The organism is Roseobacter denitrificans OCh 114, from assembly GCF_000014045.1.
Taxonomy (GTDB): Bacteria; Pseudomonadota; Alphaproteobacteria; order Rhodobacterales; family Rhodobacteraceae; genus Roseobacter; species Roseobacter denitrificans.
Genome location: NC_008209.1, coordinates 449,758 through 470,176 on the forward strand (window position 1 = coordinate 449,758; position 20,419 = coordinate 470,176).

General features: G+C 57.4%; 18 protein-coding genes. 9 read left to right on the top strand and 9 right to left on the bottom strand.

Going from position 1 to position 20,419, the window contains the following annotated elements:
• The first annotated feature begins 54 nt into the window (after positions 1 to 54).
• Positions 55 to 609, top strand: coding sequence for an ActR/PrrA/RegA family redox response regulator transcription factor (locus RD1_RS02140; protein WP_011566794.1), 555 nt, complete (start codon positions 55 to 57; stop codon positions 607 to 609).
• Between the two features lie 113 nt (positions 610 to 722).
• On the opposite strand, the gene RD1_RS02145 is transcribed toward RD1_RS02140, so the two are convergent.
• Together RD1_RS02145 and RD1_RS02150 are read right to left on the bottom strand one after the other, a co-directional pair.
• The gene (locus RD1_RS02145) at positions 723 to 1,310 is read right to left on the bottom strand and encodes a YfbR-like 5'-deoxynucleotidase (protein WP_011566795.1); all 588 of its coding nucleotides are present in this window, start codon (positions 1,308 to 1,310) and stop codon (positions 723 to 725) included.
• On the bottom strand, positions 1,307 to 2,296 hold the full coding sequence (locus RD1_RS02150; protein ID WP_011566796.1) for a glycosyltransferase family 8 protein: 990 nt from the start codon (positions 2,294 to 2,296) through the stop codon (positions 1,307 to 1,309). Before RD1_RS02150 ends, RD1_RS02145 begins: the two co-directional genes overlap by 4 nt.
• Before the next feature lie 251 nt (positions 2,297 to 2,547).
• On the opposite strand from RD1_RS02150, the gene ahcY reads away from it, so the two are divergent.
• Positions 2,548 to 3,936 (top strand): adenosylhomocysteinase, encoded by a 1,389-nt coding sequence (gene ahcY / locus RD1_RS02155; RefSeq protein ID WP_011566797.1) that lies wholly within the window; start codon positions 2,548 to 2,550, stop codon positions 3,934 to 3,936.
• 198 nt (positions 3,937 to 4,134) lie between these two features.
• The gene (locus RD1_RS02160) at positions 4,135 to 4,476 is read left to right on the top strand and encodes a DUF2853 family protein (RefSeq protein ID WP_044032894.1); all 342 of its coding nucleotides are present in this window, start codon (positions 4,135 to 4,137) and stop codon (positions 4,474 to 4,476) included.
• 476 nt (positions 4,477 to 4,952) lie between these two features.
• Here the strand turns inward: RD1_RS02160 and RD1_RS02165 are convergent, their stop codons facing one another.
• Genes RD1_RS02165 through tsaD form a run of 4 tightly spaced genes read right to left on the bottom strand, consistent with a single transcriptional unit; the run spans position 4,953 to position 7,705 of the window.
• Positions 4,953 to 5,375 carry an EVE domain-containing protein gene (locus RD1_RS02165; protein WP_011566799.1) on the bottom strand — a complete coding sequence of 141 codons (423 nt, stop codon included), beginning with the start codon at positions 5,373 to 5,375 and terminating at the stop codon, positions 4,953 to 4,955.
• Complete coding sequence (locus tag RD1_RS02170; RefSeq protein ID WP_011566800.1) at positions 5,375 to 5,647, bottom strand: YciI family protein; 273 nt, start codon at positions 5,645 to 5,647, stop codon at positions 5,375 to 5,377. The genes RD1_RS02165 and RD1_RS02170 overlap by 1 nt, the downstream gene beginning before the upstream one ends.
• 1 nt (position 5,648) lies before the next feature.
• Positions 5,649 to 6,611, bottom strand: coding sequence for an NAD(P)H-dependent glycerol-3-phosphate dehydrogenase (locus RD1_RS02175; protein WP_011566801.1), 963 nt, complete (start codon positions 6,609 to 6,611; stop codon positions 5,649 to 5,651).
• Complete coding sequence (gene tsaD, locus RD1_RS02180; protein WP_011566802.1) at positions 6,608 to 7,705, bottom strand: tRNA (adenosine(37)-N6)-threonylcarbamoyltransferase complex transferase subunit TsaD; 1,098 nt, start codon at positions 7,703 to 7,705, stop codon at positions 6,608 to 6,610. The genes RD1_RS02175 and tsaD overlap by 4 nt, the downstream gene beginning before the upstream one ends.
• An 80-nt stretch (positions 7,706 to 7,785) precedes the next feature.
• On the opposite strand from tsaD, the gene RD1_RS02185 reads away from it, so the two are divergent.
• From RD1_RS02185 to RD1_RS02195, 3 genes are read left to right on the top strand one after another with little or no spacing between them, the layout of a single operon-like run.
• Positions 7,786 to 8,490 carry a uroporphyrinogen-III synthase gene (locus RD1_RS02185; RefSeq protein ID WP_011566803.1) on the top strand — a complete coding sequence of 235 codons (705 nt, stop codon included), beginning with the start codon at positions 7,786 to 7,788 and terminating at the stop codon, positions 8,488 to 8,490.
• A 60-nt stretch (positions 8,491 to 8,550) separates the two neighbouring features.
• Positions 8,551 to 10,038 carry a mitofilin family membrane protein gene (locus RD1_RS02190; RefSeq protein ID WP_011566804.1) on the top strand — a complete coding sequence of 496 codons (1,488 nt, stop codon included), beginning with the start codon at positions 8,551 to 8,553 and terminating at the stop codon, positions 10,036 to 10,038.
• Between the two features lie 11 nt (positions 10,039 to 10,049).
• On the top strand, positions 10,050 to 11,528 hold the full coding sequence (locus tag RD1_RS02195; protein WP_011566805.1) for a heme biosynthesis protein HemY: 1,479 nt from the start codon (positions 10,050 to 10,052) through the stop codon (positions 11,526 to 11,528).
• A 51-nt stretch (positions 11,529 to 11,579) separates the two neighbouring features.
• On the opposite strand, the gene RD1_RS02200 is transcribed toward RD1_RS02195, so the two are convergent.
• Positions 11,580 to 12,407 (bottom strand): transcriptional regulator, encoded by an 828-nt coding sequence (locus tag RD1_RS02200; protein WP_011566806.1) that lies wholly within the window; start codon positions 12,405 to 12,407, stop codon positions 11,580 to 11,582.
• 159 nt (positions 12,408 to 12,566) lie between these two features.
• Between RD1_RS02200 and RD1_RS02205 the strand changes: the two genes are divergently transcribed.
• Positions 12,567 to 13,544 (top strand): fatty acid desaturase, encoded by a 978-nt coding sequence (locus RD1_RS02205; RefSeq protein WP_044033308.1) that lies wholly within the window; start codon positions 12,567 to 12,569, stop codon positions 13,542 to 13,544.
• A 36-nt stretch (positions 13,545 to 13,580) separates the two neighbouring features.
• Entirely contained in the window at positions 13,581 to 14,387 is an 807-nt protein-coding gene (locus RD1_RS02210) for an enoyl-CoA hydratase (RefSeq protein ID WP_011566808.1), read from the top strand.
• 69 nt (positions 14,388 to 14,456) lie between these two features.
• On the opposite strand, the gene RD1_RS02215 is transcribed toward RD1_RS02210, so the two are convergent.
• Complete coding sequence (locus RD1_RS02215) at positions 14,457 to 15,533, bottom strand: DUF2793 domain-containing protein (protein WP_011566809.1); 1,077 nt, start codon at positions 15,531 to 15,533, stop codon at positions 14,457 to 14,459.
• A 596-nt stretch (positions 15,534 to 16,129) separates the two neighbouring features.
• Here RD1_RS02215 and RD1_RS02220 point away from each other — a divergent pair.
• A complete protein-coding gene (locus tag RD1_RS02220) occupies positions 16,130 to 16,882 on the top strand; it encodes a hypothetical protein (protein WP_245897160.1) in 753 nt (250 codons plus the stop codon).
• Between the two features lie 150 nt (positions 16,883 to 17,032).
• On the opposite strand, the gene RD1_RS02225 is transcribed toward RD1_RS02220, so the two are convergent.
• Positions 17,033 to 20,329, bottom strand: a complete 3,297-nt coding sequence (locus tag RD1_RS02225) for a calcium-binding protein (protein WP_011566811.1) — start codon at positions 20,327 to 20,329, stop codon at positions 17,033 to 17,035.
• Positions 20,330 to 20,419: the final 90 nt, after the last annotated feature.

Here is a 20,419-nt window from a genome sequence, read left to right on the forward strand (position 1 = left end):
TTTTGGGCCACATATATGTCTGAACGGTCAATAAGTGTGCAGGAATGAGCGGATATGCCGGATACGAACCCGATTGAGTTAGGTGAGGACAAGAGCATCCTATTGCTGGATGATGACGAGCCTTTCCTGCGCCGTCTGGCAAAGGCCATGGAAAAGCGTGGCTTTCAGGTAGAGACAGCAGGTTCGGTTGCCGCCGGACGTGCCATCGCGACCGCGCGCCCCCCCGCGTTTGCGGTTGTTGATCTGCGGCTTGAGGATGGCAATGGCCTGGATGTCGTCGAAGTTCTGCGCGAAAAGCGCCCGGATACGCGGGTCGTCGTGTTGACGGGATATGGTGCGATTGCAACTGCCGTGGCGGCCGTAAAAATCGGTGCCGTGGATTATCTGTCTAAACCGGCGGATGCGACGGATATCGTGAATGCTCTGCTCGCGACGGGGGATGATCTGCCGCCGCCGCCTGAAAACCCGATGAGTGCGGATCGCGTGCGTTGGGAACACATCCAGCGGGTTTATGAACTGTGTGATCGTAATGTGAGTGAAACGGCGCGTCGGTTGAACATGCACCGCCGGACGCTGCAACGCATTCTGGCCAAGCGCAGCCCGCGCTGAGTTCTCGCGTCAGATCATAAAGCTTGCTGATCTTGCAGACGAAAGGTCGGCTTTGAAAACGCTGACCTGAGGCGCGGTGCGTGGCTACTGCGTGCCGGCTTGGCCCGTGAGGATCACGGCATGGCAGCCAGCAATTCGTTGTGACGCGCGGTAAAGGCGTCGCGCGTCTCAGCCGGGGGCCGCAGGGTAATTTCCAGCCCTTGCATGATCTTGTGATCCGGTGTGCCAAAGAACTTGCTGGCCTCGGTTTCTGAAAAACCGGCGATCTGCGTGGCTTCCATCCATGCGCTGATTTTATCGGCCTTCTTGATCTGACGCTTCACGGCGACAGGAATGGCAGCAGGTAGACCAAACCGCAGGTGGATGGCCGCCGTCAGTCGCTCATCCAGCGCCTCATACCCCGGCCCGACAGCGGCCTTTACCGGGGAGATCATATCGCCGATCACGTATTCCGGGGCGTCATGCAAAAGGGCTGCCAATCGCCATTTCGCGGGTGATTTATCAGCGATGCGGGTAAAAAGCGTCTCTACCAAAAGCGAATGTTCCGCAACTGAATAGGCATGCGCGCCACTGGTCTGGCCATTCCAGCGCGCCACAAAGGCAAGACCGCGCGCGATATCTTCAATTTCTACGTCAACCGGAGTCGGATCCAGCAAATCCAGCCTGCGCCCCGATAGCATTCGCTGCCAGGCCCGCTTCATCGGTGGACCGTCAATTCATTAGGAAATCTCGCGAGATAGTGCGCTATTTTCCGGGCTGTTATCAGATGTTTGATCAGCATTTTCGTCATTTTCATACTGTCCGGCGCGAGTCTTCTACCCCCCGTTTCCACTTGTCTGGAACCTGAAAAGTGTGTCCTGATGAAACGATCAAATGAGTCAGCAAAGCGCGGTTCGAACTGTCCGCTCTCGTCTTTCCATGGTTTCGCGGGCCCGATGAAATGTATGATGTTCGGATATGCGAAAACTGCAAAAAGCCGCGTGGACCACGAATATTGCCAGTTCCAGACGGGGCTTATTTCGGCCCAGTCGTTTTGCAGCACCGCATTGTAAAGGTTCTGATCATGCCGTTTCAAATCCCGACGGCGTGCGCGGCCAAATTCGACGCAACGTCGCATCAGCTCCTGTTCGGTATAGGCCTGCACATCCATTAGCATTACTCCTGCGTTGAAGTATGCAGATGGGGGTATCCCTTTGATCGTATTCCGCTTGTTTTGCCGTTTTGGTGTGCGCCATTGCACGTTGTCGCGAACCGATGCGATGCAATGCGGTGCTACATCAATATCAAAAAGCGCGTTGAAATCGCCACCTTGAACGAAAATATCCGAATCCAGATAGAGAATTTTGTCATATTCACCGGCAAAAGCGGTCGGCAAGGCGATGCGCAAATATACGTCATGCGTTTTGCCCTTATCCAAGCGCAGGCCTTCAAAGACGTCGCCGACATCTACGTGACAAAGCCGTATGCCCAATCCGGCAAGGCTGTCCGGAAGCACAACTGCCTGATGACCGTAACAGATACAGATGTCGAATTCCGGCTTTTCCACAAGCGATGCAATCTGCGCCGCGGCATGTGCCGCAAAAACAAGGTAATTCTGGTCGCAACAAAAGACGATTGCCCTTTTGTGGCGTGCCGGGCGCGATGCCGTCAACCTGACGTGAAATGACTCTGCGGGTGCTGTGGACATAGCCGGGCGTTTGCTCGTTGCGTTCTGTAAATGTGTCGCTGGCGGGGCTGTACTCAAGACACGCCCACTTCTAGAGAACTGAAAGATATTGTCCAGCACTCAACTTTTTGGAGTCACACATGCAGGGCAAACCCAATACGATTACGCTTGTAAAGAGGATGTGGACAATTGCTGGCATTCGTTCTGTTGCAGCGCCCTGCAACGGGTGGTAGAGCAGCGGCAAAGATCATTCAGAGCCTCGGAGTGCACGCGTGACCAAAGACTTCATCGTAAAAGATATTGCCCTTGCCGAGTTTGGCCGCAAAGAGCTTGATATTGCCGAAACCGAAATGCCGGGGCTGATGGCCTTGCGCGCGGAATATGGCGACAGCAAGCCGCTGGCCGGTGCGCGCATTGTCGGCTCGCTGCACATGACGATCCAGACGGCAGTTCTGATCGAAACGCTTGTTGCCTTGGGTGCCGATGTCCGCTGGGCGTCCTGCAATATCTTTTCGACGCAGGACCACGCGGCGGCGGCCATCGCGGCGGGCGGGACGCCTGTTTTCGCGATCAAGGGTCAGTCGCTGGAAGAGCATTGGGATTACCTCGACCGGTCGTTCATGTTTGAGGATGGTCCCAACCTTATCCTTGACGATGGCGGTGATGCGACCCTCTATGTTCTGCTTGGTGCCCGTGCCGAGGCGGGTGAAGAGATTATCCCCGTGCCCACATCCGAAGAGGAAGAGGCCATCAAGGCGCAGATCAAGAAGCGCATGGCGGCGTCTCCCGGTTGGTTCACGAAAGTGCGTGATCAGATCAAAGGTGTCAGCGAAGAGACGACAACTGGCGTTCACCGTCTCTATGACCTCGTCAAGCAGGGGCAATTGCCATTCCCTGCGATCAATGTGAATGATTCTGTCACCAAGTCGAAGTTTGACAACAAATACGGCTGCAAGGAATCGCTGGTGGATGGTATCCGCCGCGCCACGGATACGATGATGGCGGGCAAGGTTGCCGTGGTAATGGGCTACGGCGATGTGGGCAAAGGCTCCGCTGCCAGTCTGCGCGGTGCCGGTGCCCGCGTAAAAGTCACCGAAGTGGACCCGATTTGCGCGCTGCAAGCCGCCATGGACGGTTTCGAGGTTGTCCTGCTCGAAGATGTGGTGGGATCGGCGGATATCTTTATCACGACGACGGGCAACAAGGACGTGATCCGCATCGAGCATATGCGTGCGATGAAAGACATGGCGATCGTTGGCAACATTGGTCACTTTGACAATGAAATTCAGGTTGCTGCCCTCAAGAACCACAAGTGGACCAATATCAAAGAACAGGTAGACATGATCGAGATGCCGAATGGCAATCGTCTCATTCTGCTTTCTGAGGGGCGCTTGCTGAACCTCGGGAACGCGACCGGGCACCCGTCCTTCGTGATGTCCGCGTCCTTTACCAATCAGGTGCTGGCGCAGATCGAACTGTGGACCCGTGCGGATGCGTATGACAACGAGGTCTACATTCTGCCCAAACATCTGGATGAAAAGGTCGCACGTTTGCACCTTGACCGGATCGGTGTGAAACTGACCCCGCTTGACCCGGAGCAAGCGGCATATATCGGCGTGAAACCCGAAGGTCCCTTCAAGCCGGAACACTACCGGTACTGATTAAAAACCGGTATGCGACCAGATCGGGCGACGCTGTTTGCGTTGCCCGGAACGGCGCGCGGATACTCCATGGATCGGGAGATTCCGCCTATGGGGAAAACCGAAGTAAATTATCCCTTTTTTGACAGCCCATCAGGTCCTATGATTTTCCCACAGGTCGATGTTTGACGGCCTATGAACCAACGAGGGACATTTATTATGGGTAAGCGGGACGATCTGATCGCGCAGTATGCAGAAGATCTGAAGAACAAATGCGGGATGGAGCCTGATATGGACCTCCTCACAAAGGTAACCATCGGTTGCGGGCCTGCGATTTACAACGCAGATGCATCAACGGTGGCCAGCAGCCAGCCGTCAGAGCTTGAGACAGTGAAAGAGAAGTTTCTGATGAAGAAACTCGGTCTTGCCGATGGTCCCGAGTTGATGGAAGGCATCAACAAAGTCATTGAGACCTATGGGAAATCCGAGCGGAACAAATACCGAGCTGTGGTCTATTACATGTTGACCAAACATTTTGGCAAAGAGGCGGTCTACGCTTAGACCAAAGCCATGTCGGAGCACGTGAACGCCTCTTTGTTAAAGAGGCGTTTCTTTTTTATACAGCTTTTAAACTATTGAAGAATTGCAGTAATTTCTGCACTGGGGTATCTATAAAGCACCCGGCCAGTACGGCCAGGACCGATTTCAAACACGTGTGGTGGACTAGGGAGCACGTGGGGTGAAGAAGGGTTCTGGCTTATGCGCAGAACCCTTTTTTCGGTTGATGAACAGGTTTCAGGCAGGGCATTGTCGGAAACGATCTGATTTCCGCTCTGGCCTATTCGCTGGTGTGTGTCTGGTTGCACGCAGTACCGGGACCAGTTCCGGTTCTATGGCGTCCGACGAATTGCCGGAACCGTCGCACATCACATAACGCGCGGATATCTCCGGTTCTTGCCAGCGATGGGTGATGCAGCTTTTTCGCATAGCACTTTGTTCCTTATCAAAGCCCACCTCCAGCCTCGCCTGTTTTCCAGCTATTCTTCAGCTACTCCGGCCATTTCACAAATGATTGCCCATTCCTCCGGGCGAACGGGCTGGACGGACAGGCGGGACATCTTCAACAGCGCCATGTCGGCCAGCCTATCGTCTTGTTTTACGTCTTCCAGACTCACCGGCGTTTTCACCGCGCGCACGGCCTTGATGTCGACGCACTCCCAGCGGTCATCCTGCGTTGTGCTGTCCGGGTGTGCCTCTGCGATCACCTCGACAATGCCCACAATCGATTTTTCTTTCTGCGAATGATAAAAGAAACCCAGATCGCCAACCTTCATCTCGCGCATGAAATTGCGCGCCTGATAATTGCGCACGCCATCCCATTCTTCGCCGGCCTCACCCTTGGCCACCTGATCATCCCAACTCCATGCGGAGGGTTCGGATTTGAACAACCAATAGGCCATCAGCCAATCACCCGGTTCCAGGGGATCAGATCGACCGATGCAAACAGTCCGGCGGCACCGTAAGGATCACCTTGCGCCCAGGCTTTGGCCTCATCCATATCCGCGACATCCAGAATGATGAGGGAGCCGCACATCTCTCCGGCGTCATCCAGCAGGGGGCCAGCCTGTTGCACAGCCGTACTAGATTTGAGGTATTCCACATGCGCGGGGCGGTTTTCCTGACGAATGGGCAATGCGCCCGGTTTGTCATGAGCGATCAGAGCGACGAGCATGTTATTCTTCCTTCAGTGAACGGGACAAAAGCTTGGTCATGGCATTTTCAACATCCAACCTGTTTTCGACGAGTGCTGCAACCACAGATGAGATCGGCATATCGAGCGCCTTTTCCCGCGCCTCTTGGGCAACGGCGCAAGCGGTCGCGGCACCCTCGACAGTGGTCGCAGGATCAAACGCCTTGCCTGCACCCAGCGCCAACCCGAACCGGTAGTTTCGGGACAACTCCGACGTGCAGGTCAGCACAAGATCGCCGAACCCCGACAGCCCGGACAGGGTTGACGCGTCTGCGCCCTTATGCTGCGCGTAACGCTGCATTTCCGCATTTCCACGGGTCATCAGTGCTGCCCGCGCGCTTTCGCCGAGCTGCGCACCGATGGCGGCACCGCAGGCAATGGCGATGACGTTTTTCAGCGCCCCACCCAATTGCGCGCCGATCACATCGCTGGTGCGATAAAGGCGCAGCGTGCCGTTGGACAACTCTTGTTGCAACTGGCGCGCGCGATCCGGGTTGGCGCAGGCAAGCGTCAGCGCGGTCGGCAGCCCTTTTGCGATGTCATTGGCGAAACTCGGGCCGGTCAGGATCGCATGTTCGCTCTGTGGGCAGATCTCGCGTGCGATATCAACGGGCCCCATGCCGGTTTCAAGCTCAATCCCTTTGCAGCAGGTGACAAGCGTTTTTCCGGCAACCATCTGGTCAAGGCCACGCAAGAACTGACGCAGCTTTTGCGCAGGCACGGCCAACAGAAGCACGTCGCAACCTTGCAGATCGGCAAGGTTAGATGTGACCTTCACACCCGCAGGCAAAGCAAAGCCTGGCAGGCGCGCCGTGTTTTCGCGGGTGTTTTGCATCACCTGCGCCTGCTTTGCGTCCCGCGCCCACAGGGTGACGGGGGTGGTGTGCCCCAGCGATATCGCCAAGGCAGTGCCGAATGCGCCCGCACCCAGAATGCCGACGCTCATGCCTTGGCCCCTTTCTTACCGCTGCCGAGCATCGCCGGGCTCTTGCTGTCAAGCGGCCATCTTGGCCGGGCGGCAAGCGTCAGATCATCGGGCGGATGGTCTGCCATTCTCTCCAGCGCGGCAAAGCCGATCATCGCGGCATTGTCTGTGCACAGGGCAAGCGGCGGCGCAACAAATACGGCCCCGTTGTCGCGTGCAACAGTCTCTAATCTGGTTCGAATGGCCATATTTGCTGCGACACCACCAGCGACACAGAGCGTTGCCGTAGTTGGTGAAAGCTGTTGATATTGCTGCATCGCGCGGCTTGTTTTTTCCGCCAGAACATCGACGACTGCGGCCTGAAAGCCCGCGCTCAGGTCCGCCTGATCCTGTGGGTAAAGCCCGCCCTGATCCTGCACCAAGCCGTCGCGCACCCTCAGAACTGCGGTTTTCAGCCCTGAAAACGACATGTCGCACCCCGGGCGGTCGAGCAAGGGGCGCGGCAGGGAAAACCGTTTCGCATCCCCTTGTCGTGCAGACCGTTCCACTGAAGGGCCACCCGGTTGCGGCAAGGCCAGCAGCCGGGCGATCTTGTCAAAGGCTTCCCCCGGTGCATCGTCAATCGTGCCACCGATGCGTTTGAAATCATCCGGTCCTTTGATGAGCAAAAACTGACAATGCCCCCCCGATACCAACAGCATCAGGTAGGGAAAGGGCACATTGTCCGTCAACCGGGGTGTCAGCGCATGACCGGCAAGGTGATTGATGCCGTATAGCGGTTTACCCGTCGCGAGGGCGAGGCCCTTGGCGCACATCACCCCTGAGACCACACCGCCGATCAAGCCAGGCCCTGCCGTGACGGCGATTGCGTCAACATCGTGCAGGGATGTCTGTGCAGCCTGCAAGGCGTCCTCGACACAGATGTCCAGTATCTCCGCATGTGCGCGCGCTGCAATCTCGGGGACGACACCACCGTAGGCTGCGTGCAGGCTGTCCTGTCCGCGCACAATCGAGGATAACACCTGTGTCTCACCCGTTGCGCCTTTGCGCAGCACGGCCGCGGCTGTGTCATCGCAACTGCTTTCCAGCGCAAGAACTGTCTGAGTGCGGCCCATTCAAGCCCCCGTTGCATGCCTTTGACTTGGCAGGTAACACCGAAGCGGGGCGCAAACAATGCCGGGGGGTGGCAAGACTGGTGCAAAAGATTCCGCTCATCCTGACGCGACCGAAGGGGTCGAACGCCGTCTTCGAAGCGGACATTGCGCCAAAGGTGCGCCAGCATGTGGATTTCATTCACAGCCCGCTGCTTGAAATCGTGCCGATTGATGGAGGGTATGACTCGACGGGCGCGGATCATGCAATTTTCACATCGGCCAATGGCGTGAAATATGCGCCCAAGGGAAACGGGCGACGCGCATTCTGTGTCGGTGAGAAAACGACGCAACTGGCACGTTCGCATGGATGGGACGCGGTGTTTGCCGGTGCGACCGTTTTGGCGCTGAAAGACCATGTTCTGATCAACCGTCCCCAAGGTGAAATCCATCACTATTCAGGCGTTTTCGTGCGCGGCAATGTCGCCGAGGATTTGTCGGTTGCGGGTTTGCGTGTCACGAATATCCCGCTTTATGAGCAGCGCCTTTTGCCCTTTTCGGCGCAGGCATTGTCGGTTTTGGAGCGTAGAGCACCTGTTGTGGTGCCGCTTTTTTCACCGCGGACGGCTGCTCATTTCGCAGCAATCGCACCGGCGCATCCACAGTTATATGTTGTCGCCATGAGCACGGCAGTCGCGGATTCCTGCAATGAAATGTCCCCTGCAAGGCTGATCATTGCGCGAGAGCCCACTGCAAAATCCATGGCTCTCTGTGTGGAAAACCTTGTTCTGAACCACAGCTTGGGTTGAGGGGCCAGAGCCGCAGGGGTAAGGTTCCTTAACAGCACACGCCTGTGAAGATTCGAAAAGGTGGAAGATTTGGCAAAATCACGAAAGCCCAACAAGGCAACTGAAACCGTTGACCAAGGCGCCGAAAAACCAATCGAGGCGGAGGAAATCGTCACCACTGCCACAGAGACTCCAGACGCGGAAAGTGTTTTGAAAGAGGAACCGGAGGCGAAGGACTCCGCCGAAAAAGATGCGGACGCAGACACAATCCCGTCGGATACAGATGCCAAGGATGACGGGCTTGTTGATGAAAAACCTGCTGATATTGCCGAAGAGAAGATCGAAAACGACACGGTTGAACCTGCTGAGACAGTTGAGGCGCTGAAGGAACACGAGGCCGAGGACAAACCGGAAGAAAAATCCGATGCAGTCGATGGTGAACCTTGGCTCGACAAGGACACACCCGACGAGAAAGCGCCGGATGCGGATACAGCCGAGAAGCCCGATAGCCCGTGGGACAAGGAATCTGATGCGGAGCCAGTCGAGGAAAAACCGCAGGAACCTGAGCCGGCTGTGGCGGAAAAGCCCGTTGCGCAGCCGCAGCCCGAAGTCGTGCGCGGCAGCATGTGGCCTGCGGTGTTCGGCGGCGTGATTGCCGCATTGATCGGCTTTATCGCCGGGCGCGGTGATACGTTGGATGCGTATTTGCCGGCATCCATGCAGCGTCCTGTGGTTGACATCAGCGCGCTTGAGGCAGCGGCGGCTGAGGCATCAGAGCGTGCAGCGGCGCAGGCCGCCTTGATCGAGGCGCAAGCGGCACGGCTCGATGCGCTTGAAGCGGTGGAACCGACGGACACGCTGGATATTGTGGCCGAGTTGGAAGCAGATATCGCTGCGCTGACGGCCATGGTCGCGGCCTTGGAAAATCAGGAACCGGTGACGATCCAGGCCGACAATTCGGAAGCAAACGAGGCCATTGCGTCCCTGCAAACGGCGCTTGAGGCGCAAAACGAAGAAATTGAAGCACTTGCCGAACGGGCAGCGGCTGCCGAGGCAGGTGCCGCGCGGGAAGCGGCGCAGATATTGGCGCGCGCCGCCTTGACCCGTGTCGTGACGGCGGTGGACAGTGGCCAGCCCTTTGGCACTGCACTGGCCGATCTGGAGGCGGTGACACCTGTTGAGGTGCCCGCACCGTTGCAAGAGGCAGCGGAAAATGGCGTCCCAACGATGGCGGTTCTCAGAGAGGACTTTCCCGATGTTGCCCGCTCGGCCCTGATGGCGGCACGGGCGGAGACGCCCGAATCCGAGGTTGTCGGAATCACGGGCTTTTTCCAGCGTCAGTTGAACATGCGTTCGGTCACGCCGCGCGAAGGGTCCGACCCCGATGCGGTCTTGTCCCGGGTACAGGCCGCTGTCGAAAACGGCGATCTTGAAACGGCGCTGACCGAAGCGGAAACGCTGCCCGACGCGGCCAAGGCGGTCATGGCGGACTGGCTGGATGCGGCGCAGTCGCGCAAAGCTGCTCAGGATGCGGCAAACGAATTGGCTGATAGCCTGAACAGCAATTAAGGAAGACACTGATGCTTTGGTCCCTGATAAAGATTATCCTGTTCGTGGTCGCGGTCGCCGCTCTGGCGATGGGCGCGGTCTATCTTTTGGAAAGCGAAGGCGGCGTTCAGGTTCAGGTGATGGGCACCGAATTTACCTTTAGCCCGATCCAATCTGTGATTGCCGCGGTCGTCCTGATCTTTGTAGTCTGGTTGTTCCTCAAGCTTCTGTCGCTCTTGGTGGCGTGCCTGCGGTTTCTGTCCGGCGATGAGACAGCGATTTCACGCTATTTCGACCGAAGCCGGGAGCGCAAAGGGTTTCAGGCACTGTCCGAAGGTTTGATGGCGCTGGCCAGCGGTGAGGGCCGCGTTGCGATGAACAAAGCGGCGAAGGCTGAGCGGTACCTCAACAAGCCGGAACTCACGAACCTGCTTGTGGCGCAGGCGGCTGAGATGGCCGGGGATCGCCGCAAGGCCGAGGAAACATACAAGAAACTGGTGACGACTGATGCGACCCGCTTTGTGGGTGTGCGCGGTATCATGAAACAAAAGCTGGCGGATGGTGACACGGATACTGCGTTGCAACTGGCGGAGAAAGCCTTTGCGATCAAGCCAAAGCACGAAGAAGTCCAGGACGTTTTGCTGCGGTTGCAAGCGCAGAAAGAAGACTGGTCCGGTGCGCGCAAGACATTGAGCGCCAAGCTGAAATACGGAAACCTGCCGCGTGATGTGCACAGGAGGCGCGATGCAGTGCTGGCCTTGTCGGAGGCCAAGGATATCCTGTCTGATGCCAGTTCCATCGACGTGCAGGAAAAGGCCATTGAGGCCAACAAGCTGTCACCAGATCTGATCCCGGCGGCTGTGATGGCCGCTGGCGGTTATGTTGAACAGAACCGTCCGCGCCTTGCCGTACGTCTGTTGAAAAAGGCCTGGGAGGTGCATCCGCATCCCGACCTTGCTGCCGCTTTCGCTGCGATCGAGCCGAATGAAACACCTGCTGAGCGGATCAAGCGGTTCATGGCGATCACGCGGATCAAACCCGAAAACCCCGAAACCAAGATGCTGCTGGCGGAGCTTCATATCGCCAACGAGGACTTCCCCGAGGCGCGGCGTGCCTTGGGTGATCTGGCCGAAACCGATGCAACGGCGCGTTCCGTAACCTTGATGGCCGCGATCGAGCGGGGAGAGGGGGCACCCGATACCGTCGTGCGTGGATGGCTGGCCAAGGCGCTCACCGTGTCGCGCGGTCCGCAGTGGATTTGCGATAATTGCCAACACATCCATCGGGAATGGGGTCCATTCTGCGAGAACTGCGAGAGCTTTGATACCCTGGCGTGGAAAACACCGCCGATGTCGGAGATGGCGATGCCGGGCGGTATGCAGATGCTGCCGCTGATCGTGGGTGCTTTGGAAGAAAAACCCGACGAAACCTCGGGCGACATCATCGAAGACGCCGAAATCATTCCTGACAGCATGGACAGCGCCGCGCCGGAGCCGAGCAAGGCGACCTGAAGAACACCCGCTGCCAGAGCCGGTGTTTCAAACCCTGATGCATGGCACCCGTTAAACGGCGTCTGCCAGTTGCCTTAGGGTGACATGTATCTTGTCGGAACTGATGACCGCGCGCCGCACCAGGCGGTCGAACTGTCGGGCAAACCCACGCACCTGATCCGCGCTGCTGACGACCAGATATGCGTCACCGATGTACAGCGCCACGCGCTGATTGCCAAAGACGGTAAACGGCGCTGAAAAGGTTTTCGTCCCGTCATAAACGTGCAGGCGCAGGGCCGGGTAGTGGTCGGCGCAAATCCGTGCCATATGGGTCAGCTGCCTGTGACACCGATCCCGTGACGTGCCACGCCACAGACCGCTGCGCGCCGACAGATCCTGCAGCGTTTGCAGCGGCATCGCGACCTCAACATCCATGTCATTCAGCGATATCCGCTCCAGCACGTTTTCCACGCCACCACCACGGGCGTCTTCGAGGCTGGCGCGGTCCGAAACATCCGGCGCCATGCTGATGATATCGGGCAGGGTCGAGGGCACCGTGCGTAGTTTGAAACCCGCCGCCTCATTGCGCCACTGGTCCAAAGGGGTCGATCCGTCCGATTGTATCTCCTTTTCGATCTGAACGCTTTCGGCAACCTCTTGTCGGCCCTCTTGCGCATTCTCCAGACAAAGCAGCCAATCGACGGACACCCCGCTGACCGTTGCAATGCGGCGCAGCGTTTCCGCGCGCGGCAAACGATCCGTGTCGGGGTTCAAAAACTGGCTCATGGCAGAGCGGTCAATGCCCACTGCGCGCATGAAGTGGCCGCGCCCCTCGCTGTGCGAGTTTATGACGCTGCTGAGCCTTTCTTTGAACAGTCGGGAAAGATCACGTTTATCCATTGGGTAAAAATGGCACCATATGTCGTAGAAACACAACAAAATTCTGAAAGTGATGCGTTTGTTATACAAAACATGCGCAAACACGCGCTTGTTCGAACACGCGGATTCTCAAAAGATATCCCGCAGATATCGGAAAACCTGTGCTGCGAAAGGGCTGTTGTGACGCCTCGAAAAACCCACGTTCAGTGGCCCACATTGCTTGTCTGTCTTTGCTGCTATGGCGGTGTTGCAGGGTCTACGCTTTACGCGGAGATACTTGGTCCAGTCTTGGCAGGGCTGGTCCTGACGCTTTCCCTGACGCTTTTTTCCTCCTTCAATCACGAGGTGCTCCATGGTCATCCGTTTCGCAGCAGGCACGCAAATACGGCGCTGGTTTTTCCGGCGATGGGTCTGGTAATCCCCTATATGCGGTTTCGGGACACACATCTGGCGCATCATCATGATCCGTCGCTGACCGACCCTTATGACGATCCGGAATCGAATTACGTTGATCCTGCTGTATGGTGCAGATGGTCAGTCGCACGCCGCAGGGTTTATGCATGGAACAACACCTTGCTGGGACGCATGTTGATCGGGCCAATCATCGGCTTGCTCACTTTTTACGAGGGCGATGCACGGCGGATCAGGCAGGGAGACCGTGATGTCATCCGGGCCTATCTGTTTCATTTTGCGGGGCTGATCCCGGTTGTGTTTTGGCTGGTCTGGATGAGCGAGATGCCATTCTGGCTATATGCAATCGCTGTCTATGCCAGCCTCGCTATCCTCAAGATCCGCACGTTTCTGGAGCATCAGGCCCATGAAAAGGCGCGTTGCCGCAGTGTGATCATCGAAGATCGCGGGCCGCTGTCTGTCCTGTTTCTGAAAAACAACCTGCATGCGGTGCACCATGCTCATCCGACGCTGCCGTGGTATCGGTTACAGGGGTTTTATGATAAGCGACGCGCTGTGGTTCTGACGCGCAATGGTGGCTACGTTTACAGATCCTACATGCAGATCGCGGGGCTGTTCCTGCTGAAAGCCAAGGATCCTGTGCCGCATAGCCAATGGAGTAGCGGGCATGAACAGGTGCCTCAGCCGCAAAAACCGCAAAAAACCACGGCGGCGCGCGATATCACTGCTTGCAACTTGACCGGATGATCCGCTTTGATGTCGGTATACGTCAGGGAGGCATCCATGAAAGATATCCAGAACACGCTCGTCGAACTGCAGATCGAGGGCGGTATTGCGACGATAACGCTCAACAGCCCGCAAACTCTGAATGCGCTGTCCGAAGATATGCTGACGGGACTGCAAAACGCCCTGGACGGTATTGCCGTGAACCGTGATGTAAAGGCCGTGATTTTACGCGGGGCAGGCAACCACTTTTGCGCCGGTCACAACCTCAAGGAAATGACCGCGCGCCGTGCAGATGCCGACAAGGGATCCGCGTATTTCAATGCGCTCTTTGGGACCTGTTCGAAAATGATGATGTCGATTGTCGACCTGCCGCAGCCCGTCATTGCCGAAGTCAAGGGTATCGCCACCGCCGCCGGGTGTCAGCTGGTTGCAACCTGCGATCTGGCGATTGCGGCGGAGGATGCGCGCTTTGCCACGTCAGGCGTCAATATCGGACTGTTCTGTTCGACGCCGATGGTCGCGCTGTCGCGCAACGTCCCGCGCAAAAAAGCGATGGAGATGCTGCTGCTGGGCGAGTTTCTGCCCGCGTCAAAAGCCGAGGAGATGGGACTGATCAACCGCGTCGTGCCCGCCGCCGACCTTGAAACGGCGAGCGCCGCGATGGCGCAGATCATCGTCGACAAATCACCCGTGGCGATCAAAACCGGCAAGAAAGCGTTTTATGAACAGTGCAACATGCCCCTTGATGCGGCCTATGCCTATGCTGGCGCTGTCATGGCGGAAAACATGCTGGCGCGGGATGCGACCGAAGGGATCAACGCGTTTATCGACAAAAAGCCGATGCCGGACTGGACCGGCGAATAGGCCTCAAACGTCGCATGGCGGGCATTTTTTTGCCTGTGTACCCGCCACGCTCTGCTCAAACCTGATGGGTTAGCCGACCTTGAAGCCCCAGAAATCCGTACGGTCCGCCATGAAATACCCGGGCTGAGACCGCATGATCCCGTGCAGTTCCACGGTGCTGCCCGCGCTCAGGCTGGCCAGTGTCTGGATCGAAATCGTTGTGCGCCCGTTGAAATGGGCGGCGGTGTTTTCAACCTGCGACCCTGAGATGGGGGTGACACCATTAATCAGCAATTGCGCGCCCATGCGGGCCGCGGTGCTGGAATCGGCCTTGAACGTCAGCAAGGCCCCGAGTTGATAGGTGCCATCCACCGGCACGATGAACTGATTGGTTGCAGCGTCAAACACGGCCTGTTCATTGTATTCCAGATCGTTGATGGCAATCTTGGTCCATGTTCCGGCAGGGCAGAAGTTGTCAAAATTCGTCACACCTTTGAAACGGGGCAGGCGCGGCTGATCAACGATGCCAGTGGCGTTATCCGCGATCAGGGCATCCACAAAGTTGGTGCCATCCGGCGTGGTGGCCAGCCGCAGATTGTCCGATCCAAACAGGCCCAGCAATGCGCGGGTCTGAAAATCCTGTTGAAAGACAAAGCCGTTGTCATCGGCACTGGCTTCCTTGTTGAGTGTTTTCAAAAGGCTGCCATTGCCCCCATCCGCCCGGTAAAGAGCGGTCCAGAGCGTGGCATTCAGTTTGGCGGAAAACGGTGTGTCGGGAAGCGAATTCATGCCCAGCCCGAAGGTTTCGATTTCTTCCAGTTCCGGACTGTCCAGATCGATCCACTCCGCGCCGTCATAAACCACCAGCGCATCGCGGTTGATCACATAGGCGCGCCACCCCGCGCGCGGGACAAAGAAGCGCCAGACTCCGTTTTCAAACAGGGCTACTTCGCCTTCGTGATTGGCCCATTCATTCACCCCGCCTGCATCAATGATGTACCGCGTCCCATCTGCCGGCGATGTTGGCGGTGTTGTCTGATCATCGGCCGCGACGCCCAGTTGCGTTACGACATCAAGAATACGCAGCGCTTCATTATGGGTAACGTGCTTTTGGGCTTGGCTTGGCTGGATGAACGGCATTGACAAGCTGCTTGAGATATCGGCCATGTGAATTCCCATTAGAAAGGTTTGAACAGCCTGCATCCTTCCTCAAAAGCCTTGCCGCCCGCTTATGCGAACGCCCGAAGGTTTTAGGTTTTGTTAGGATTCCCACGCCGGTTTTCTGCTCTGACATGCAAACCCTTGAGGTCACTCAACCATAACTTGATGCTTGCGTTGTATTACGGCGGGCGCATAATGAACGTCAAATGCATGCGACTGTAAGAGATACGCAAAAAGCCACCCTGCAACTGACGAAGCGGACACCTTCCAAATCGGGCGGTGAGAATGGATGCGTGGCACCGTCCGCATTGCCAGCCCTGCAAGGCCGGGCCAATTCCAGCCTGCCAGTGTCGCGTCTTGAGATGCTGCAAGCGCGCGCCAACCACGGCGCAGCTTCCCGATTTCCAACCACGAGACAGCCGGTCGCACAACGGCACGTGTCATCTCAGCCCGTTCTGCAACGTGACCGCGTCAGCACAAAGCTTGGGGATCAGACCGTAAGCGCCGATCAAAGCGGTGCTCCGGAAACTCTGGCCTTTCTGGAACCCGGCAGGTCCCACGGCGGGAAATACGCGCCGGTCCACCTGACAAAGAAAATCAAAATGGCAGGCGCCGGTCTCATCAATGCCGGGGGTCTGACCCATGGTGCCCTGAATGCGCAGAATGCCGTTACGCCGGATTACCACTTTACGATCACATCGGGTTTCATGACGGCGGCTTTGGTGAATTCACCGATCAAGAACTATCTTGTGAAGCATCACAAAGCCAGTCAGATATGGACTATTGGTGCCGTAAGCAATGAGGATCTTGCGCAAAACAAGCTTAAGGCCAACCAAATCGTCAGCGCGTTCAATGCAGATCTTGAGCTGGCGGCTGGTGCGAATTTTGACAATTTGATGCTGACCTATGATCCCGATGGAGAAGGTCCGACCTTTGACGACGTGGTGCGCTTTCATGAAGGGGTGAAAAACACATTATTCGCGATTCCCACCGTCAACCCGGGCGGCGATCTGCCATTTACTTCTATCAAGTTCTCGCAATTGAAGACCCATATTACCGCTGGCGCCGACCAGCTTGCGGCACAATGGAGCAAATGGACAAACAACGGTGCAGCCGCGACGCGTAACGATTTCAGGATATCCGCAGGCAAGTGGACCGATCTCGCCAAGGCCGTGAATATCCTGAACCGCATCCGGTCTAAGGCGCTTAAACTGGAAACACCCGGTGCTGCGACGCCTGCGGTTTTTGATGATGCATTTATCAACGACCAGCTCGCCGATTATGACGCGGCGAAAACGGCCATCAAGGCAAATATGCGAACAGATCAAGTGGCACATGCCGATGAATTCACATGACCGCGCATGACATTTCAGCCCCGGAACCACCGCAGGGTCGATCACTCTAAAGCGTCATGCAAAAAAACCAGAATCACGTAACGCCGCCTGAAATCAAATATTTCAATGCGTTACGTGATACTTTAGGTTTCAGATGATTCGTCAGACGCTCTAGAACGCAAAATCCTCTGCGGTCAGGGAGAAATTGTTCGTGCTGAAAACAGTGACGCCACTGTCAACGCCAGCGTCATTGGTGAACTCAATTCGAATGGAACTGTCAGAGAGCCGGTCCCACTTGAGATCGCCGAGGCTTTGAACAGCGTCCATGCGCGAAAAGTCTATCGTGTCCGCGCCATCTTCCCAGTCGAGAATTTGCCCACCGCGTGACGTTTCCATGAACATGAACGTATCGGACCCGCCCCCGCCGGTCATGTCGTCACGGCCATTGGTTGACACAAGCGTGTCTATCCCCAGCTTTCCAAACAAGGCGTCCATACCCTGTCCACCCTCGATCCAGTCGTTGCCGTTCCCGCCAAACAGCCTATCGTTCTGGGCACCGCCAAAGATAAAATCATTCCCATCCCCCCCGGTGATGAAATCGCTGCCTCTTTTGCCATGGATGTTATCGGCATTTCCGGTGCCCGACAGCTTGTTTGCACCGTCGTTGCCGACCACGTGGTTGGGCTGGTTTGGGATCGGTTCAAAGAGATCGACCCCATCGAACACGCCCTTGGCGGTCACTTTGACATCGGATTTGGTGACCTTGTCACCGTAAACCTTGACGGTGCCCAGCAGGTCTTCGTCATGTGCGCCGCCGCCGGGCCCTTGTTGTGAGCGGACGTGCAGCATTGAAAAGTCACCGCCGCCATCCTCGCCGTAGGTGATGCGCGCAAGTTCGACCGTGTGGCCGCGCAGTTCGATCGCGTCACCATCCTGCTTTGAGTAATCCAGCAACACGTCATTGCCACCGCTTGTGACCCAATGGTCGTGCAAGGCGTCGTTTTCACCCGCCACGGCCCGCCAGTTGATGGTGCCATCGTCCCGCGTGTGGCGGGCCAGAACAACATCCGTGGCATCCAGCAGGTAGTTGAAGATGAACGTGTCGCTGCCTTGCCCGCCGCTCACCACATCCCTGGACAGGGCAGGGGCCACCGGGATTGTGACGCGCCCTGCACCGCCTGTTTGTGCCGGGACGGGTTCGCCACCATCGGCGTAAATCCGGATCACGTCATTGCCGGATCCCGCGTAAACCTGTTGCGCGCCGGAGCCTGTCTCGACCCGGTCAACCGTCTTGATATCCGTCGGTGCTGTGATGATCACTTCCTGATGCCGCGCACTTTGGAAGTTTTGCGCGCCACCGTTGTACTCCAGCAGCCGGTCAGCCATCGTCAGGCGCTCACCGCCGTCAAAAATACCGTCACGCTGGACAGTGACGTCCGATTGGGTCACGCGATCTCCGTAAACCTTGATGGTGCCAAGGGGGTCTTCGTCATGCGCGCCGGTGGCCGTGTTGGCACCTGCTGCACCGCCGTTGCCCTGCTGGCTGATCACGGTGAGGGTCGAAAAGCTGCCGCGCGCGTCCTGCCCATAGGTAATGCTGTCCAGCTCAACCGTGTGCCCGCGTATCAGAATGGTGTCGCCTTCGCTCCTGGAGAAATCCAGGATGGTATCGCGACCAAACCCTTCCACCCAATGGTCATGCACGTTATCGTTTTCACCCGTCACGCCCCGCCAGTCGATGTGTCCGGTCACTGACGTGTGCTGTGCGATGACCTCTGCGGTCGCGTTCAGCAGCGCGTGAAACTCGAAACGGTCAGCACCCCCACCCCCGGTGAGATAGTCATCCGACGCGCCGCTGCCCAGTTTCGGGTTCGCGCGACCTGCGCTGCCAACTGTCTGTGCCGGGTCGGGTTCGCCTGCATCGCCGTATGAGATGATCCGATCATTTCCGTCGCCTGCCAGAACGGTTTGCGTCCCGCTCCCGGCGTGAAATTGATTGCTGTGCTGTGTGCCGGTGAATGTGCTGTTGATGGTCCATGGGCTGTCCAGCCCCCACAGCGGATTTGCCAGGTCTGGCGTGGAGTTATCCGCAAACCCGTCGCGTTCGGAGGCTTTGATATCCTCAAGCGCGTCGATGCCATAGAACACATTTGCCCTGACGGTGATGTCCTGCATCGTCACCTTGTCGCCATAGACCTTGATTGTGCCCAAGGGGTCTTCATCATGGGCGCCGGTTGCAGTGTTGATCCCACCTGCGCGCCCGTCGCCCTGTTGGGAGCGCAGGGTGATCAGGCTGAAATCGCCAAGCGTGTCAGCGCCGTAGGTGATCGCCGCGACCTCGACCGTATGGCCGCGAATATTAATGCTGTCCCCATCCTGATCCGAGAAATCAAGGATCACATCCTTGCCGATCCCCTCAACCCAGTGGTCGTGCACATTGTCGTTCTCGCCCGCGACCCCGCGCCAATTCACGGAGCCATCCGCGCGGGTATAAGCGTCCAGCACATCGTCCTTGGCGTTCAGCAGCAGCCGAAAGGCAAAGGTATCCTGCCCCTGACCACCGGAGATCACGTCGTTTGACTGCCCCGCGCCAATCGCTGGGGTCACCCGCCCGGCCGCCCCATTTGTCTGTGCCGGGTCAGGCTCACCCCCGTCGGAAAAGCTGAAGATCACGTCATTTCCGCCGCCGGTATCCACGACCTGCGAGCCCTCACCGATGGTCACGCGGTCCACCTGTTTAAATGCGGAACCCGTATAGTTGGTGTCGTCGGTATTGCTCGCCACAACCCGGGTCACGCCCGCGTTCAGAGGCGCAAAAACACTGTCGGTATGGGTCAGCCGATCAATGCCGTCATTGGTGCGTTCAATATCGAGATCCCCGCGGAAAACGCGATCGCCATAGACCTTGATCTGACCCAGAGGGTCCTCGTCATGGGCGCCGGTTGCTGTATTGGCCCCACCCGCTGCGCCATTGCCTTGCTGGCTGAACAACGTGATCAGCGAATAGGAACCGCCTGCATCTGCGCCATAGGTAATACTCTCCAGCGTCATCGTATGGCCGGTGATCTTGATCTGGTCCCCTTCGGCCCTGCTGTAGTCGGTGATGGTATCAAGGCCAAAGCTCTCGACCCAATGGTCATGCACATCGTCGTTTTCGCCCGCGACCCCGGCCCAATCCACCTGACCTGAGGGTCGGCTGTGGGCGGTGATCACTTCCGGTGTGGCATTCAGCAAGGCTCTGAATTCGAACAGGTCAGCGCCGGCACCGCCGGTCAGAATATCGTTGCCGGGTTGTGCATTCGGCGGCGTCACGCGCCCCTGCGCCCCAGTTGTTTGCGCCGGATCAGGTTCGCCGCTATCGCCATAGGTAATGATGCGGTCGTCTCCGGCACCCAATTCAACGACCTGCGCGCCGCTGCCGATGCGCGCTGTATCCCTGAAGTCTGTGCCGGTCACTGCGATTGCCATTGTTGTTCTCCCTGCATGCACGCGCGCTTGCGTCCTTTGACAAGACCAAGCGTCAATTTGTTTTATGGATGCGAGTTCCCGTAATACGGG

Coding starts and splice junctions, on each gene's coding strand:
- RD1_RS02200 (WP_011566806.1), bottom strand. CDS start 12,407: ATGGATAAACGTGATCTTTCCCGACTGTTCAAAGAAAGGCTCAGCAGC.
- RD1_RS02225 (WP_011566811.1), bottom strand. CDS start 20,329: ATGGCAATCGCAGTGACCGGCACAGACTTCAGGGATACAGCGCGCATC.
- RD1_RS02170 (WP_011566800.1), bottom strand. CDS start 5,647: ATGCTCGTCGCTCTGATCGCTCATGACAAACCGGGCGCATTGCCCATT.
- RD1_RS02150 (WP_011566796.1), bottom strand. CDS start 2,296: ATGTCCACAGCACCCGCAGAGTCATTTCACGTCAGGTTGACGGCATCG.
- RD1_RS02145 (WP_011566795.1), bottom strand. CDS start 1,310: ATGAAGCGGGCCTGGCAGCGAATGCTATCGGGGCGCAGGCTGGATTTG.
- RD1_RS02215 (WP_011566809.1), bottom strand. CDS start 15,533: ATGGCCGATATCTCAAGCAGCTTGTCAATGCCGTTCATCCAGCCAAGC.
- tsaD (WP_011566802.1), bottom strand. CDS start 7,705: ATGGGCCGCACTCAGACAGTTCTTGCGCTGGAAAGCAGTTGCGATGAC.
- RD1_RS02195 (WP_011566805.1), top strand. CDS start 10,050: ATGCTTTGGTCCCTGATAAAGATTATCCTGTTCGTGGTCGCGGTCGCC.
- RD1_RS02175 (WP_011566801.1), bottom strand. CDS start 6,611: ATGAGCGTCGGCATTCTGGGTGCGGGCGCATTCGGCACTGCCTTGGCG.
- RD1_RS02220 (WP_245897160.1), top strand. CDS start 16,130: ATGGCAGGCGCCGGTCTCATCAATGCCGGGGGTCTGACCCATGGTGCC.
- RD1_RS02140 (WP_011566794.1), top strand. CDS start 55: ATGCCGGATACGAACCCGATTGAGTTAGGTGAGGACAAGAGCATCCTA.
- RD1_RS02160 (WP_044032894.1), top strand. CDS start 4,135: ATGGGTAAGCGGGACGATCTGATCGCGCAGTATGCAGAAGATCTGAAG.
- RD1_RS02165 (WP_011566799.1), bottom strand. CDS start 5,375: ATGGCCTATTGGTTGTTCAAATCCGAACCCTCCGCATGGAGTTGGGAT.
- RD1_RS02210 (WP_011566808.1), top strand. CDS start 13,581: ATGAAAGATATCCAGAACACGCTCGTCGAACTGCAGATCGAGGGCGGT.